General features: G+C 56.2%; 17 protein-coding genes. 8 read left to right on the top strand and 9 right to left on the bottom strand.

The window, feature by feature from the left end; all coding sequences use genetic code 11:
* The first annotated feature begins 87 nt into the window (after positions 1-87).
* The 5 genes from RHM59_RS02150 (at position 88) to RHM59_RS02130 (ending at position 5953) form a co-directional block, all read left to right on the top strand.
* Entirely contained in the window at positions 88-1329 is a 1242-nt protein-coding gene (locus RHM59_RS02150; protein ID WP_322285851.1) for a D-amino acid dehydrogenase, read from the top strand.
* 27 nt (positions 1330-1356) lie between these two features.
* Positions 1357-1707 (top strand): RidA family protein, encoded by a 351-nt coding sequence (locus tag RHM59_RS02145; RefSeq protein ID WP_322164898.1) that lies wholly within the window; start codon positions 1357-1359, stop codon positions 1705-1707.
* Positions 1708-1783: 76 nt separating this feature from the next.
* Complete coding sequence (locus tag RHM59_RS02140) at positions 1784-3019, top strand: MFS transporter (protein WP_322285850.1); 1236 nt, start codon at positions 1784-1786, stop codon at positions 3017-3019.
* Entirely contained in the window at positions 3012-4466 is a 1455-nt protein-coding gene (locus tag RHM59_RS02135) for a D-aminoacylase (protein WP_322285849.1), read from the top strand. Before RHM59_RS02140 ends, RHM59_RS02135 begins: the two co-directional genes overlap by 8 nt.
* A 107-nt stretch (positions 4467-4573) precedes the next feature.
* Complete coding sequence (locus RHM59_RS02130; RefSeq protein WP_322285848.1) at positions 4574-5953, top strand: OprD family outer membrane porin; 1380 nt, start codon at positions 4574-4576, stop codon at positions 5951-5953.
* Between the two features lie 125 nt (positions 5954-6078).
* Here the strand turns inward: RHM59_RS02130 and RHM59_RS02125 are convergent, their stop codons facing one another.
* From RHM59_RS02125 to RHM59_RS02095, 7 genes are all read right to left on the bottom strand, one after another.
* Entirely contained in the window at positions 6079-6942 is an 864-nt protein-coding gene (locus tag RHM59_RS02125; protein WP_322285847.1) for an MBL fold metallo-hydrolase, read from the bottom strand.
* A gap of 36 nt (positions 6943-6978) precedes the next feature.
* Positions 6979-8334: an MFS transporter gene (locus RHM59_RS02120; RefSeq protein ID WP_322285846.1), complete on the bottom strand. Its 1356-nt coding sequence runs from the start codon at positions 8332-8334 to the stop codon at positions 6979-6981.
* Between the two features lie 28 nt (positions 8335-8362).
* Positions 8363-9379, bottom strand: coding sequence for a succinylglutamate desuccinylase/aspartoacylase family protein (locus RHM59_RS02115; protein WP_322285845.1), 1017 nt, complete (start codon positions 9377-9379; stop codon positions 8363-8365).
* Between the two features lie 116 nt (positions 9380-9495).
* Positions 9496-10431, bottom strand: a complete 936-nt coding sequence (locus tag RHM59_RS02110) for a LysR family transcriptional regulator (protein WP_322285844.1) — start codon at positions 10429-10431, stop codon at positions 9496-9498.
* 33 nt (positions 10432-10464) lie between these two features.
* A complete protein-coding gene (locus RHM59_RS02105; protein WP_322285843.1) occupies positions 10465-11169 on the bottom strand; it encodes an SDR family NAD(P)-dependent oxidoreductase in 705 nt (234 codons plus the stop codon).
* A 94-nt stretch (positions 11170-11263) separates the two neighbouring features.
* Entirely contained in the window at positions 11264-11803 is a 540-nt protein-coding gene (locus RHM59_RS02100; protein WP_322285842.1) for a carbonic anhydrase, read from the bottom strand.
* Positions 11804-11833: 30 nt separating this feature from the next.
* The gene (locus RHM59_RS02095) at positions 11834-11983 is read right to left on the bottom strand and encodes a hypothetical protein (protein WP_322164909.1); all 150 of its coding nucleotides are present in this window, start codon (positions 11981-11983) and stop codon (positions 11834-11836) included.
* Between the two features lie 44 nt (positions 11984-12027).
* Here RHM59_RS02095 and RHM59_RS02090 point away from each other — a divergent pair, with 44 nt between their 5' ends.
* From RHM59_RS02090 to RHM59_RS02080, 3 genes are all read left to right on the top strand, one after another.
* Entirely contained in the window at positions 12028-12897 is an 870-nt protein-coding gene (locus RHM59_RS02090; RefSeq protein WP_322285841.1) for a LysR family transcriptional regulator, read from the top strand.
* A 231-nt stretch (positions 12898-13128) separates the two neighbouring features.
* Positions 13129-13968, top strand: a complete 840-nt coding sequence (yghU, locus tag RHM59_RS02085; RefSeq protein ID WP_322164911.1) for a glutathione-dependent disulfide-bond oxidoreductase — start codon at positions 13129-13131, stop codon at positions 13966-13968.
* Between the two features lie 170 nt (positions 13969-14138).
* Positions 14139-15482 carry a chloride channel protein gene (locus RHM59_RS02080; RefSeq protein WP_322285840.1) on the top strand — a complete coding sequence of 448 codons (1344 nt, stop codon included), beginning with the start codon at positions 14139-14141 and terminating at the stop codon, positions 15480-15482.
* 38 nt (positions 15483-15520) lie between these two features.
* Here the strand turns inward: RHM59_RS02080 and RHM59_RS02075 are convergent, their stop codons facing one another.
* Positions 15521-16294, bottom strand: coding sequence for an amino acid ABC transporter ATP-binding protein (locus RHM59_RS02075; protein ID WP_322285839.1), 774 nt, complete (start codon positions 16292-16294; stop codon positions 15521-15523).
* On the bottom strand, positions 16294-16959 hold the full coding sequence (locus RHM59_RS02070) for an amino acid ABC transporter permease (RefSeq protein ID WP_322164914.1): 666 nt from the start codon (positions 16957-16959) through the stop codon (positions 16294-16296). Before RHM59_RS02070 ends, RHM59_RS02075 begins: the two co-directional genes overlap by 1 nt.
* Positions 16960-17038: the final 79 nt, after the last annotated feature.

The raw sequence follows: 17038 nt of genomic DNA, 5'->3' as shown, positions 1-17038 counted from the left end.
TATACCCGACCGATCTTTATTCATTATCGCCGCGCTGTCATCCCCATTACTTTAACGACAGGTTCAACACATCAGGATCGTTAAAAAATGGCTCGACGTGTAAGCATCATCGGCGCTGGAGTAATCGGTCTGACAACAGCCTACGCCCTTGTGCGCGAAGGATTTGAGGTAGACCTGATTGATGCCCAGACGGAGCTGGCCAGTCAGGCCAGTTTTGCCAACGGTGGACAATTGTCCTACCGCTACGTGTCGCCGCTTGCCGATGCCGGTGTTCCGGTTCAAGCGTTGGCATGGATGTTACGGGGCGACTCCCCGCTTAAGCTCCGGCCAACATTGGATATTCGCCAATGGCGTTGGATTAGCGCCTTCCTCTGGGCTTGCCGGGGTTCGGTTAACCGGCGCAATGCTGAAAAGCTTTTACGCTTGGCAATGCACAGCCGCGACACCCTCGAAAAGTGGCGCGAAAGCGACAGGTTGGACGATTTCGGCTGGCGGCGTAACGGCAAACTGGTCACCTTCCGCTCCGCCTCAAGCTTCAATCGAAGTCGGAGTTACCTTTGCGACCCGAAAACGCAACAGGTCCTCGGCGCCACAGAACTGGTGACTGTCGAGCCAACGTTAGCGGGGTCCTCGTTTGTGGGCGCCATCTTCACCCCGGACGAAGAAGTCGGCGATTGCCACCGTTTTTGTCTTTCTTTGGCTTCCAGGCTACGTGCATCCGGACGCTGCAATTTCATGCTCGGCCGCCCGGTCACCCGAATTAACCAGTCCAATGGCGTCGTGCAGTCCGTGGAGCTGGGCGGCGACGTTTATGCGGTCGATCATCTGGTGCTTTGCGCAGGCTACCGGAGCGTGTCATTGACACTTCCCGGCCTGCACCTGCCGATCTACCCGCTGAAGGGCTACAGCCTGACAGTGCCGATTGAAGCCGGTCATCGCCCCCCAGACATCAGCATCACCGACTACGACCGCAAGGTGGTGTATGCACGCCTGGGCGAGCAACTGCGAATAGCCGCCATGGTCGACATCGTGGGCTTTGATACGTCAATCGACCAGCGTCGCATCACTTCAATGCGTGAAGCCGCGCAAGCGCTGTTCCCCAACGGTGGCGATTATCAAAACGCCGTCGAGTGGGCAGGCATGAGGCCGGCAACTCCCACCGGCGTTCCAATCATTGGCGCGACGCCTTACCAAAACTTATGGATTAACGGCGGGCACGGCGCGCTGGGGTTTACCTTGGCGTGCGCCAGCGCCGACCTGCTGTCCCAAGAGATCGCCGGCCGAATTCCGACGATAAACCTACAGGGGTTCGCTCCTCGAGCAGCCTGAACTGACGCTATTTTTTAAGGAACACTTATGACTATCGAGCGCTTGCACACCAATGAACGACTGAGCGCAGCCGTCCTGTTTGACTCGCTGATTTTCCTCTCAGGCCAAGTGCCGGGGGACGCAACCGACATCGAATCCCAAACCCGACAAGTGCTGGAAAAAATCGACGCATTGCTACTCGAAACCGGCGCACATAAAGACTCGATACTGAGCGCCACTCTCTACCTCAAAAACATAGAACGTGATTTCGACGCCATGAACCGCGTGTGGTCAGCTTGGCTTTCGCCTGGAAAAGCACCCGCGCGCACGGCATTGCAGGCCGAGTTGGCACGTCCGACGGTGCTCGTCGAAATTACCGTGATCGCCGTTAGACCTTGAGTCTGTAATGGGCTCTGCCCATCGTTTTTTAGATTACTGCCTCTCAACAATAACGTTTAAAAAGAGAGAACCGTCAATGACAAGCGTCGCGCAAACACGAAGTAGAGCCCAGAAGACAATCTGTCTATCCGCACTGTTTCTGGCGTGGGCAGTGGGTTATGCAGACCGGATCGTGATGAGTACGGCGATCATCCCCATCGGCAAGGAGTTCGCTCTCGATGCACAGCAGGCAGGGATGGTGTTGAGCACCTTTTATGTCAGCTACGCAATCATGCAGCTGTTGGGTGGTTTGATGTCCGACCGCTATGGGTCGCGAGTTGTGGTGGTGGTGTGTGTCGTCGCCTGGTCTATTTTCACGGCACTGACCAGCGTCGCGTGGTCGTTCACCTCCCTGTTGGTCATCCGTTTTCTGTTTGGCGTGGGCGAAGGCTGTTTCTCGCCCGCAAGCTCGGTGACAGTGGCCGAAGTGTTCCCCAAGCAAGAGCGCGCCCGAGCCAAGGCGTTCCTGATTTCCACGGTTTTCCTGGGCAACGCTGTCGGTTCAGGCTTGGTGGCGTTGACTGTGGTGTATCTCGGCTGGCGCGGCGCTTTTCACATTCTGGCGGTGGTTGGACTGTTGGTTTCAGCGGTCCTTTGGTATGCGCTTAGAAGCGGTATAGCCCAACAAAGAGTTCGCACAGAGCCGCGTGAGAGTAATCAGTTAGGCGCGCTGATTCGAGACCCCGCAGCCCTGAAACTCACGGCTATTTGGTTCTGCTCCAGCATCTTGTACATCGGGATGATCTCTTGGATGCCGTCCTACCTGATGAAGCACTATCAGGTTGATCTGCTGCACATCGGTTTGGCCTCGGCGATTCCCTACCTCATCGCGTTTCTGGGCACTAACGGGGTGGGCTGGCTGTTGGACAAGGTCGGTCAGGACCGCGAAAAGCATTTCCTGATGGGCGGTTCCCTAGGCTGCGCCGCGTTCCTGTCATTGATGATTACCACCACCTCAATCACCTTGCTGGTGGTGTATTGGACCTTGTGTCTGTTGTCCTTCAATTTCATTTACGCCACGGTTTTTTCAGTTCCGCTCAAACGCTTTCGGTCAAATCTGATCGGCAGTGCAACGGGACTGATGAACTTCGGCGGACAAATAGCCGGGGCTGTGGCACCCGTCGTCATGGGCTCTTTGATTGTCGCGTTCGGCGGCTCTTACCTTTCAGCGTTCTGGTTTCTCGTCGGCGCTGCACTGGCGGCATTCCTCCTGTCATTAACCTGGCAAAACCCTGTTCCACCCCTCCAACAACAAGGACCAGCACATGCATAACCACTTGGCGTTCGACATCATCATTGAAGGGGGCACGGTCATAGACGGCAGTAAGGCCCCGCGTTTCATGGCCGATGTAGGCATCCGCGAAGGTAAAATCGGTGCGATTGGCGATTTATCCGCTTGCGATGCCGCTCAACGTATCAACGCCCACGGCAAGGTCGTGGCGCCGGGATTCATCGACTCCCACACCCACGACGACCAAGCTGTGCTGTCCAAACCGGACATGACTTTCAAGATTTCACAGGGTGTCACCACGGTAGTCACGGGAAACTGCGGCATCAGCATCGCGCCATTACGCCCCGACAGCGACCTACCCTCCCCGCTTAATCTGCTGGAGGACACGCAGAACCCGCGTTTCTCCACCTTCAAAGACTATTTGGATGCGTTGCGCCAGTCGCCGTCGGCGGTCAATGTCGCGGCGATGGTGGGCCATTCGACACTGCGCGTAATGACCATGAGTTCATTAGAGCGAGCCGCAGACCCCGCTGAAATTGCCGCCATGTCGCGGTTGCTCGACGAGGCACTGGCCGCCGGTGCTATCGGTATTTCCACCGGCACCTATTACCCACCCGCCGCCCACGCCCCGACTCAAGAAATCATTGATTTCTGTCAGCCACTCAAAGGCAGCGGCGCCTTGTACGTCACCCACATGCGTGACGAGGCGGACAACACCTTGACCTCGCTTGAAGAAACTTTCTTTATCGGTAGAGAGCTGAACAGTCCGGTGGTCATATCGCACCACAAACTCATGCGCCCACAGAACTTCGGCAAGTCGGCCATCACCTTGCCGATCATTCAAAAAGCCATGAAATGCCAATGTATTTCGCTGGACTGTTACCCCTATAACGCCAGCTCAACCATGCTGCATACCGATCCCAATCGCTTACAAGGCCGCATATTAATTTCATCCAGCGAGCCCCATCCCGAACAAGCCGGACGCGACCTGGATGACATCGCGGCCGAATGGGCCATCGACAAGGTAGACGCCGCAAGACGTTTACAACCGGCCAGTGCGATTTATTTCGGTATGGACGAAGCCGACGTGCAAAACATCTTGGCGTTCGACGAAACCATGATTGGCTCTGACGGTATCCCCTCGGGTGAAAAGCCTCATCCCCGCCTTTGGGGCACGTTCCCTAGAGTCCTAGGCCATTACAGCCGAGACCTGAAGCTGTTTCCGCTGGAGACCGCCGTATGGAAGATGACCGGGCTGACGGCGCGCAACTTCAACCTCCCCCAACGAGGGACGCTGGTGATCGGCAACTACGCCGACATCGTGATTTTCGATCCGTTGACGGTACGCGACGCGGCCGACTACGAGAACTCGACCGCCCCCGCCAAAGGCATAGAAGTGGTCATTGTGAACGGTGAAGTTAGTTGGCTTCACGGCACGCATTTGGGCACCCGAGCCGGCCAAGTCATAACCCGCGCAATGAACGGATAAAGGACCGGTTTACCCCCTTACTTTAGCAACATCCTTTTAACAACTATCAAGGTCCCGAACCGGAACTTGAGGCATTCGTTCGTTCGAAAACGAAGCTGGAGCTTTCTATGAAATTAATATTAACCACGGCATTGGCGTTGGCCAGTATCGGTTTACCCTACGCAGTCCGGGCTGACGACAGCACATTCACGTTGCTGCCTGTGAAACCTAAAATCACCAGCACCCAGTCTAACGCCGGGGGATTTATCGAGGGACAAAGCCTGAGCGGCTTTACCCGTAATTGGTATTCTAGCGAACGTGCAACGAGTGGCCCGCTGTGGAGTTACTACAACGACGATGGACGTAAAGTTGCGACTTCAAACCGAACCAACTGGGTGCAGGCAACCGTCATTGACTACACGTCGGGCTTTACTAAAGGCGCCCTCGGTTTGGGTATTGAAATAGCCGCCTATGACACCGTCGCCCTGGAGCAAGGTAAGGCCGCCGTTGCCGGTCCCAACAACCGGACGCTGACTGACAGCCGAGGCAACGTAGAGGCGCAATGGAGCAAGTTGGGTTTGGCAAATCTCAAAGCCAGGATCTCGGATACCACGATCACCGCTGGACGCCAGGCATTCAATACCCCAGTGCTGGCGGTGTATAACAACCGCGCCCTGCCCTCAAGTTTCGAGGGCGTCGGACTTGTCAGTGAAGAACTCAGCACCCTCAGTTTCAAAGCGGGAGCGTTTGACCGTGTGTCCCCTCGTACCGAACAAAGCGAGACGCACTTTCAAGCGAAGTATGCGTCCAAGGCGTTCGAGTCCGATAATGTAAGCCTTGGCGGCGTCGACTTTCAGCCAATGAAAGGCGTAAAAACCTCGGCCTATGTGTCCTCAGTAAAAGATTTCTGGACCCAGTACTACCTGGGTTCCGTCATCGATTGGGGTAACCCAAACGAACTTGCCTTTAATACAGCCTTTAACTACTACAACACTCAGGACACTGGCAGTCGGAAACTGGGTGAAATAGATAACCAGGCCTACAGCCTGGCGCTCACCGCTACTTACAACATCCATGCGGTGGCAATCGCCTGGCAACAGGTAAATGGCAATGAATACTTTGATTACCTTAATGAGTCGGGCGCCAACTACTTGGCCAACGCCCTGTATTCAGACTTCAACGGCCCCAATGAAAAATCCTTTCGCGTGGGCTACAACGTCGATATGGCGGGCTACGGTGTTCCGGGTCTGAAGCTCAACACCTACACCGCACGAGGCTGGGGCATCGACGGCAGCCACTATCGAGGCACGGCGTATAACGTGCGCAACCTGCAAGACGCCAGTCATAACGAATATGGTCTAGGGGTCTCTTATGTCGTGCAAAGCGGCGCGCTGAGGAAAACTTTTCTCAGGGCGACCTATACCCTTCACCGTGCCAGTGTCGGCCAGATTGATGGAAACGTTGACGAGCTAAGAGTCGTTAGCACTGTCCCGTTCAATGTGTTCTGAGAAAGGTTAAACCGTCGAAAGGCTTGGCGAGAACATGGGTAAGCAGGACAGTTCGACTGTCCTGCTGGCTATAACCGGCGGCATTAGGATGGCGAAAAAAATCACCTACGCCGGTGTCGACTGCATTAGATAAATTCCCAGCTGTAACGCCCCTCAGCCTCAGTAACACGTCCCACTGAGGACTCGTTGAAGTGGCTGGTGAACACCGTTGTACGGTCTATGCACGCCTGATCCAGCAACCGTTTACGCGATTGACGCGCTACCAACTGCTCCCCGCAAAACATCGAATTCCAATCAGGAAATGCCACTTGCAAGGGGCTGTGCATAACGTCTCCGCAGAACAAGGCGATCTCATTGCCTGATTCGATGCTGATGCTCATGTGCCCAGCGCTATGCCCCGGCGTGGGATGAAATTTAATCCCGGGCAAGTATTCTCCACCCTGATCATCGATCACCTCTAACTGACCTGCATCACGCACCGGGCGAACACTGTCCTCAAAAATCATCATGCGAGATGCAGCCGCCGGCGACTCGTAAAATTCCATTTCCGCGTTGGAGCACACGTAAGTCGCATTAACGAACGTAGGCACCCAGAGGTCACCGCTTCGAACGGTATTCCAGCCAACATGATCAACGTGCAAATGCGTGTGCAGGACATAATCAATCTCGGACGGAAGAACACCTGCCAAGGTCAGGTTTTCCATCCATGGGCTGTTTAAGTGATGAAACAGGTTGCTGAAGGGGCGTTCTTTGCCATTGCCCGTAGCGGTATCGATCAACAGTCGGTAGTGCGGCGTTTCCACCAGCCAACTGTGAACGCTCATTTCAACCGCACTGTCTTGTGTCACCTCAGCGACACCGGTTAACGACTTTAACAACGCCGCAGTGGCATCTGGATAAAGTTGACGGGCCGTTAGCGTGCGAATTATTTGTTCGGTGATTTTCGTTATTCGAAGATCACCAACGCGATAAACATTAGTATTTTTCATGGCACCTTCCTGTTCATAGCAACGTCATAAGGCGGTTTAACGGGATGGGACGGCGTTCGGTTTCATCGCCCCAGGCCGAGAAACGGCTAACGTCGCGTAGCTATAAAGGATCGCAGCGAGAACCGCCGAAACGCTCCCGACAATAGCCAACGCTATTCCCAGGCCGTTTTGCTCGTCAGCCAATGATTGGCTGATGTAACCCACCGCGAATGGCCCGATCCCGCCGCCGATCACGTTGGTCATGAACACGAGAAGGGCGATAGAACGTCCGCGCATTCGATTTGGAATAGCGATTTGCAGTGGCATGGGCGCTAACGCCATTACGATGCTCGCGGCAAAAGCACACAAGCCGTAAAACGTGACGGCGATACTGAAAGGGGCCAACGGTGCAATTATCGCTAAAGGGATCAACAGGGTGCAGGCGTACGCCGCCACCTTGAGTGCCATGCCTAACGCTTGTGCATCCTTCGCTCGCCGAACTAATAGTCCGGAGGTCAGTACACCAAGTACTCCGCCAAGCATGTAAAGGGGACCGGTGACTTTCCCGACGTAACTCGGCTCCAGGGCAAAATGCCGGATTAATACCGTGGGAAACCAGGCGGTAAATGAGTAAAACAACATGATCAGACAGGCGTAACCGAAAAAGTACGGCAGGCAGAACCTGTTTCGAACAAACAGCTCCTTCAGTACTTCATTGAAGGGAGGCGCCACTTCGCAATCAACGGCATAGACGTCTCCGGCAGCATCACGCCGTGGAGGTTCTTTAAGCGTGAAGAACACCAGCGCCGCCAATATAAAACCGGGCAAACCCACGCAGAGAAAAACCACCTGCCAAGCCTGCAAAGACGTACTGCTAAGAACGTCATTACCCGGTTGATTCAGCCACCCGAGTAACGCCCCTCCGCCCATCAGCGCAGCTCCGCTTCCGATATAGGGGCCGAGCATGAAAATACCGGTGGCACGGCTCAATCGACGTGGCGCGTACAGATCAGCGAACAACGACAAGACCGCCGGGCTAAGCGCTGCTTCCGCAATCGCGGTACCTCCTCGGTACACCAACAGTTCGGTAAAGCTGCCAGCTGTGGCGCAAAGTGCCGTTGAACATGCCCAAATCGCCACACAGATGGCAATGATGTTCACCCTGTTTGATCGATCCACCAACCGCGCGACAACCACGCCAGCGGTCGCATAACACAGGGTGAATGAGAAACCTTGCAGCATCCCGATTTGGCTATCAGTCAAGTTCAGCGTCGCTTTAAGCGGCTGCACCAGAATGCTGACGATCTGTCTGTCCAGGTAAGAAAAAGCAAAACAGAGCAGAAACAAACCAACGCTGTAGGCCGAGCCTCGATTGTCTTCGCAAGCAGTCCCCGCAGAACGGAATACGTTCATAACGCACACTCCAGAGGTGGACGGGCATTCACTGCCAAGTAGCCGGACAAGCCAATACGGCAATGCAATCGCCGGCAGCTACGTGGGCAAAGGTGCGCTGGACCATCACTTCCCCCTCTTTTGCAAAGTGCAATTCTTCGGCGGGTTTCCAAGGGGCATCGATGTCAAATAAGCGCCCCGCCAATTGCCCTTTAGTGACCCGATCGCCTAAGGAAAAACACGGTTCAAACACCCCGCGAGCGCTGGCGAACAGGTAATGGCCTGAATCCTCGACTTTAACCAGACGGGTCTTTTGCACGGGCGTAGGGGGGACTTCGTTGAGAACACCAAGGCTGTGCAAAACCCGGTGCAACCCGTCCTCAACAATCTTCAGGTTGCCGGGACTGCACGATGCCCCGCCTCCAAACTCCCCGCACAGAAACAGCTTTCCTTGCCGCTCGGCGGCCGCGCCGTAGGTACGATCCTCCCCCAGCAGATTCATGACCATGGTTGTCGGCGCAGCGAACGCATAGACAAGCCGCAAATAGTCATCGTGCTGTTCTCGATTAGCGGGCAACGAGGCCAGCAACGCTGGCGCGTGCTGGAACGAGGCTCCGCCCGCGTGCAGGTCGAGTATCACGTCCGAAATGGGGAATAGCTCGGTATTGACGTAGTGGGCAATCATCTCGGTCAGGCTTCCACTGCGATTGCCAGGGAAAAGACGGTTCAGATTTCCTTTGTCGATGGGAGACGTGCGGGTGCCGTTTTCAAACGCAGGAAAATTCAGCCCTGGAATGACGATCAAGCGTCCGTTGATTTCAAGAGAACTCATGCGCTGTATGAGCTTCATTAGCGCGATGGGGCCTTCAAGCTCATCGCCATGATTGCCCCCGGTAAGAAGAACCGTCGGACCTACGCCCTTCTTCAGGACGACGACGGGTATGGGGATGCGGCCGTAGGCCGAGCGGTCTTGGGAATAAGGCAGCATCAGTGCGCCCTTTTGAAATCCTTCCTGTGAGAAATCGACGGTACACGCAATGAGTGATGCTTGGTTGTTGTTATTCATACGACACTCCTGAAACTGAGACGTGGGCGAAATAGCCAACGTCCCCCACTATCCTTCAGGGTGTTAAGCAAGAAAATTGCCGTTTTATGAGGTCAGTGATGCTTAGGAGGCATCGCCTACTTATTTCCGTGCAGGGCATCAGTGAGTGCTTTTACAAACCTTAAAAGCATCGGGCTGTCGTTGTCGCTTCGGTAAGCAAAAACCAGCGGCATGGCCAGCGACAAGTCCGCGAGCTTAAGGAACCTGACAGACGCTGGCGGTCGGCCCAGGTTCGCCGAGTTCACCAACGCGGCACCTATGCCTGACCCCACCAGCGCAAGAATGGCCGACTCGGTTTGCTCCTCTTGCACCACATTAAGGGTGATCCCGCGCTCGACACAGGCCGCCATCAGGTGGTCGTAGTAGACCGGATACACCCAACGCGGGAATGTGATGAAGGGACGCTCGGCGACCTCTTTTAGCGTGATGTGATCACCGCTGAGATTCCAATCAACGGGGATGGCTAACAACAGATCGTGTTGGTCCAATCGGAGCGTGCTCAACCCCTCAGAAAACGGCCGGTATTGGTAAACAAACCCGCCGTCGATCAGCCCATCTTCGATTCGCTGGATCTGCTCAGGCGTATTAAGCGGGCTAAGCTCCAGACTGGCACTCGGCGTTGCGACCTGAAAGTTTCTCAGTGCTTTAGGAACGATGCCATCCCAACTGCTGTTTTCTACGAACCCGAGTCGCAACCTGCCTGCCCACCCCGTAGAAATTTGCTTTGCCTTGCGCGCTGCAGCCTCCAAATCCGTCATCAGCTTGCGGACATCAACCAAGAAGGACTGGCCCGCAGTAGTCAGCGTCAAACCACGAGGATGCCGGTCGAACAGTGCTAGCCCAAGCTCTTTCTCAAGATCATGGATCTGACGCGAAACAGCGGGCTGCGTGACGTGAATACGCTCCGAGGCGAGCCGAATACTCTTATGCTCCGCAACGGCAATAAAATAACGCAGGTGACGCAGTTCCATTATTTTTCCTTTGTTAGATGACTCACCCAACGTATTGCCCACAACTCACCACGGAATCACTTACCAAGGAACCACTCACCAAGGAACGATCCGCCCAAGATAGTCCAAATAATGCAACCCCGAACGCCCTTCATAACCCTCAATCGTATTCACCAAATTCGGAATGCTTTCTCCAATACTCAGACGCGCTTCAGGCCCACCCATGTCTGTGCGAACCCATCCTGGCGCCATGAGTAACAAGGTTTTTGCGTCTTCTTGGTGGCGCGCGGCAAAGCTGCGCATGAACATGTTAAGTGCGGCTTTGCTGCCCCGGTAGACCTCATAATTTCCGTTAGTGTTATTGGTCAGGCTGCCCTGCCCGGACGACATGACGCCGAGGGTTCCGGTTGGCTGAACAAGGTCCTGGAGCGCCTCGATGACTCTCATCGGGCTCAGTGAGTTGGTCACCATGACGCGCACAAATTCCTCGGTGGAGACGTCCGCGACGGTTTCGCGGTCGTCGTTTTTGACGCCCGCGTTTACGAAGAGCACATCCAGTCGCCGAGCGTCGAGACGAACCCGTAGCGCAGCAATTTGCGACTCAATGGTGATGTCGACTGTTTCGACATCGAGCGCGCCGTCGGCGGTTTTGGCCAACTGAATAAGTTTTTCCGTCGCGCCCTCTCTCCCGGTAGCGATCACCTGCCAGCCGCGTTTGAGGTATTCCTCGACCATGGCGAAACCAAGGCCACGGGATGCACCGATGAGGAGGATGGTTTTTTTCACATTTGGGTTTTGCATTGATGGCTTCCTTTATGTGAAACCTGATTGAACGTGGGCGCGGTTGTAACTCCGCCCGACACATCGAGCGGAGTTACAGATCAAGACCACAACCCTACTCCACCCGAAGCAACCCCGCAGGCACCACCGTATCAATTCGCCCGGTAGCCACGTCGTAAACAAGCCCCGTCACGGTAATTCCACCCGGCAAATTCGGGTTGGCCTTCAGTGCGGCGACGTCTATCTCGACCGCTTTATACGGATCGTCGATCTGCAGCGCCTCAAGCTGGTGTTCTTCGACGCCCATGTATTTCGCCAACAACTCAGGGGCGTGGTGATAGCAACCGGATATGCCGCAGTCGGTGTGGTGCAAGACGATCAGGTTCCAGCCATGACCCACCTGCGCGCCAGCAACCCGCGAGACGGTGCCAAGAATGGCCATCGTTCCGAACAGCGCCGGGTTCACGCGGCCCCCCACGTTGCGGATAACGGCGGCCTCGCCGGGCGCGAGTTTGAGCACGTCCATGGGGTCGACCCGAGGGTCGACGCAGCCGATGATCATGGTTTTGCGTGAAGGAATAATCTTGAGGTCAGCAGAGAAACCGGTCTCTGCGAATTCGGTATTGCGTTGGGTCAACGTCTGAAGAAAGTCCATGATGGCCTCGTCGTTAAGTCAGTTAGGTAATCAAACGCGCTGGGGAAGTTTGGTCGACATCATTGCCTGCACCTTTTTCGGGTCGGCAGTGAATGCATCGTGAATGCCACGCGACTGGGCGCCGGCGATAACTTCATCGTTGGTGCCCGCTTCAAGGGCGTCCAGCGTGTCAGTGACCACTTCAACTCGGCTGAGATATCCTCACGTTGCGGCTTTATACCCGCGTGGCCCGCCTTGGGAGTTTCTCGACAGCCGCCCGCGAGAGCGGGCTTGCGCAGTCTCAGGTCTCCCGGATGATTGCGGAGCTGGAAGCGGGCCTTGGTGCGCGGCTGCTTTCACGCACCACCCGAACCGTGGTTCCGACCGAAGCGGGCATCGAATTTCTGACGCGCATGGAACCGATTCTTGCGGCCGTCGATGACGCGGAGAACAGCGTGCGGGAAACCGGAGAGCTGCGTGGCCTGCTCCGCATCGGGATGCCGTCAACAATGGGTATCCGCGTCGTGCTGCCCAAGTTGTCTGCATTTACTGAACGTCATCCGCTGCTGCACATCGAGCTGCTGCTTGAAGATCAGTGGCAGGACATGGTCAAGGAAGCTGTCGACGTCGGCATCCGCCTGGGCAATTTGCCGGACTTGGCCGGTACCGCCCGGCAGATTGGAACGATGCGCCGTGTGATCGTGGCCTCTCCCGGCTACCTCGCGCGCCACGGCACACCGGACACCCCAGCCGACATCGAGCACCATCGAATCATCGGCGGCCCGGCCGGTGCACAAATGTCTTCGTGGCAATTTGAGCGCGACGGCAAGGTTTCATCTATCACGCTCAACCCCCAAGTCTCGATCAATGACACCGCAGGCGCGCTAGCGGCAGCAACAGGAGGCTTGGGGATTACATCCACCACGTCGTGGGCCTGCGCATTGGAGTTAGAAAGCGGAGCCTTGGTGCACCTATTTCCAGAATGGAAAATGGCCGAACTGCCCGTCCACGCGTACTTTCCGATGGGTCGGACCACGCGCCTGGCAGCGCGCGCGTTTGCTGACTTTCTGGCCACCACCCTCGCCAGCGATACCCGGCATTTTGTAAGTCTGTAGGAGGGGCCGCCTCGGCTTCGACGCCGCGCTGTCGCGCAGCAAACTGGGTGGCACGTTGTGCTGACGCACGCCTTCGCGAATAAATTCGGTCCCACCGTTTTTGGCATTTAACAGATGTTTGTTGGGAGTCCAGTGGGACCGAATTTATTCGGGAATCGATTTCAGAGCCATAGTTGACGATCAAACCGGGTAGGCTCTCTAATCGCCAAAAGAAACCACGAGGTTCGTCTCATGAGCAAAGCGTCCTATGTTCCGCCGAAGGTCTGGAAAGATGATGCTCCGTCTGGCGGCCAGTTCGCCAGCATCAACCGCCCGGTTGCAGGACCGACCCACGACAAGGTGTTGCCCGTTGGCAAACACCCATTGCAGCTCTATTCACTGGCCACGCCCAATGGGGTGAAGGTGACGATCCTGCTGGAAGAGCTACTGGCGCTTGGGCACACCGACGCCGAGTACGATGCGTGGCTGATCCGTATTAACGACGGCGACCAGTTCTCCAGCGGTTTTGTCGCCATCAACCCCAACTCAAAAATCCCGGCCTTGCTGGATCACAGCGTGGAGCCGGCGATTCGAGTCTTTGAATCTGGGTCGATTTTGCTTTACCTGGCGGAAAAATTCGGTGCCTTCCTGCCCACCGATGTGGCCGGGCGCACGGAAACCCTGAACTGGCTTTTCTGGCAAATGGGCGCGGCCCCATACCTGGGCGGCGGCTTTGGGCATTTCTACGCGTATGCGCCGGAAAAGCTCGAGTACCCCATCAACCGTTTCAGCATGGAGACCAAGCGTCAGTTGGATGTCCTCGACCGCCGCCTTGGCGAGAGCCCCTACCTGGCGGGTGATGCCTACACCATCGCCGATATCGCGGTCTGGTCCTGGTACGGTCAATTGGTGCGGGGCAATTTGTACTCGGCGGCCGAGTTTCTATCTGTGCAGGCGTACACCCATCTGCAACGCTGGGCAGAAGAAATCGCCAACCGGCCTGCGGTTATCCGTGGCTGTCGAGTCAACCGGCCGTGGGGCGATGAAGCAAGCCAAGTGCCAGAGCGGCATCAGGCTGAAGATTTGGGCTGATGCCGATCTTCCAGGCAGGAACATGGTTTGGGGGAACAGAGTCGCGTTAGCTTGAGCGCGGGGGACAATTTATGCCATTTGACGGTGGCGCCCCCCTCTTTAGTACCCTATCGCCGATTTGATTCAAACCGTGTGTTAGCCTGATCGCAATTAAGCCAGCAGGTGCATCAATGAAACATATATTTGCACCGTTGCGCGGACGTTTTACGTCTGCCCGTTGGCGAACTCGATTGACGCTTTGGACCGCCGCCACGATAGCCGGCTTGTCGGTGGTTCTCTTCGCCAAGCTTGCAGATCAGGCGTTGGCTCTCTTTGCCACCGTTACCACTGGTCGCAGTTGGCTTCCCTTTCTGCTGACACCTCTACTCGGCATGTTGGTGGTATTTCTCACTCAACGCTTTTTTCCGGGCAGCCAAGGCAGCGGTATTCCTCAGGTGATCGCGGCAACGCGTTTGGTAGCAAACGGAAAACCGATCAACAAACTGATTTCGTTGCGTATCGCCCTGGGCAAGATTGGTCTTGGTACGTTGGCGCTGACGGGGGGATTTTCGGCCGGCCGAGAAGGCCCCTCGGTGCAGGTGGCCGCCTCCATCATGCACGCGGCGCACCGCTTCTTGCCTCACTCTCGGGTGATCAGGGTCCAAGACCTGATCCTTGCTGGGGGTGCAGCGGGCATTGCTGCCGCATTCAACACGCCATTGGCGGGTATTGCCTTTGCGGTGGAAGAGTTGGGCCGCAAGCTAGAAACACGCACCAGTGGGGTGCTTCTAAGCACGATTATCCTGTCCGGGATGATCGCCATTGGCTTGCAGGGGAACTACAACTATTTTGGCCGATTGGATGTCGACGCCGTAACGCGACAGATCATCGTGCCGGTACTGGGCTTGGGGGTGCTCTGCGGTTTATTAGGAGGGCTGTTCAGTCGCTTGTTGCTGCTGCCTCAGCGAATGCCAAAAAACGCGGTCTGGAGATGGAGAACCCTGCACCCTATCTGGTTCGCAGGTGCTTGCGGTTTGGTGGTTGCGTCACTGGGATGGGCCAGTGGAGGCCTTTCTTTCGGCAGCGGTTATGGCGTCGCTACTCAGATCATTAACCATGGACAAAGCATTCCCTGGTACGCCGCTGTTACTCGGTTTTTGGCCACCCTGGCCACCTATTTTTCCGGTATTCCTGGCGGCATCTTTGCACCGTCTCTCGCAGTAGGGGCTTCGTTGGGAGCAAACGTTGCCGAGCTTTTCAAGCTGGCCCCACAACCCATTATTGCGTTGTGCATGGCTGGGTTCCTTGCCGCCGTCACTCAATCGCCCATCACCTCGGCGATCATTGTGATGGAAATGATCGACAGTCACGGCATGGTCATCAGCCTGATGGGCATCGCACTTATTTCCAGGGCCGTCAGCTCGCGGTTTGGCCCAGAGTTGTATCAGCAACTAGCATTAGGCTTCCTGCAAGCCTCTCAACGTGAAAATGCGGCACCGAAGGTCAATGCCGCTCACGAGGGTACCCTTAGGTAGCCCTTAAGGACCTCTAGGCGAAGGGTCAATCACTGCGATCACAACACCGGTGAGGAATCACGCGCTAAAACACTGTGTAGAAAGCTGCGGGTGCGTGCCTCCTTGGGTGCGGTGAATAACGCCGCCGGCGGGCCTGCTTCGACGATTGCGCCTTCGTCCATTACCACCACGATGTCGGCCACTTCCCGGGCAAAACCCATTTCATGGGTCACGATGATCATCGTCATGCCCTCTGCGGCCAGGGTTTTCATGACCTGCAATACTTCGCCTACCAGCTCGGGGTCGAGGGCCGAGGTCGGCTCGTCGAACAGCATCACTTTCGGGTCCATGGCCAAGGCTCGGGCAATCGCCACGCGCTGCTTCTGCCCACCAGACAACGTGCCGGGGAAGACCTTGGCCTTATGCTGTAGGCCGACCTTTTCAAGCAGGCGCAAGCCTTGCTCCTCAGCCTCTTTGCGCGGGGTGCTGCGTAACGCCATGGGCGCCAGGGTGATGTTGTCCAAAACCGTGAGGTGGGGGAACAGGTTGAACGACTGAAAGACCATGCCGACTTCGCTGCGCAGCGCGTCAAGCTTTGCTTCGGACATCATGCGGCCTTGTTCGACCACGGTGTGACCACAGACATGCAGCGTGCCGCCTTCTGCGGTTTCCAGGCCATTCATGCAACGCAAAAACGTACTCTTGCCGGAACCACTGGGGCCGATGACCACCACCACTTGGCTGGTTTCCACGCTGAAGTCGATGTTGTGCAGCACGTGGTGGGTGCCGAAGGATTTGCTTAGATTCTTGATGTCGATAATGGTCGTAGTCATCACACTCTCCCGTCCGCGCGCAGCATTTTTTCGGTTCGGCGCAGGATCAATGTCGTGGTAGTGGTCAGTACCAGGTAGATGAACGCAATGGCCAAGTACACTTCCAGCGAGCGATAGGACACGCTGATGATCTTCTCGCCCTCGTGCATCACGTCGGCGATGGTCAGCAGGGACACCAGTGCGGAGTTCTTGATCAGGGCAATAAACTCATTACCCAATGCTGGAATCATGCGCACGAAGGCTTGGGGCAGGATGACCTTGCGCATCGCCATCTTGTACGGCAGACCCAACGAGCGGGCGGCTTCCATCTGGCCTTTTTCCACCGACTGAATCGACCCGCGTACGACTTCCGAGACGTAGGCCGCGCTGTAGATGCCCAAGCCGAAGATACCGCACACGTAAGCGGGCAACTGAATACCAAAGTGCGGCAGGCCAAAGAATAGGATAAACAACTGCACCAGCAGCGGCGTGCCCCGCACTAAGGTCAGGTAAGTGGTGCAAAAACCATAGATCAGCCTGCGTTTGGGGTTCAAGCGGCCCATTCCGATCAACAACCCCAGCGCACAACTCAATACCAGCGCGGCGAGTGTGATTTCGAGGGTGACCAGGGTGCCGGACGCGAGGTCGCGCCAGCCGTCCCAGACCGGGGAAAAATCGAGGTCCATGGTGTACTCCGCAGAGGTAGACGGCTAAAGGCAATCGGCAAACAGTGTCCGGCACACAGGCGCCGGACACCTATCGGCT

Source organism: Pseudomonas sp. MH10 (assembly GCF_034353045.1).
Lineage (GTDB): Bacteria > Pseudomonadota > Gammaproteobacteria > Pseudomonadales > Pseudomonadaceae > Aquipseudomonas.
This window is presented reverse-complemented; position numbering and strand designations above follow the sequence as displayed.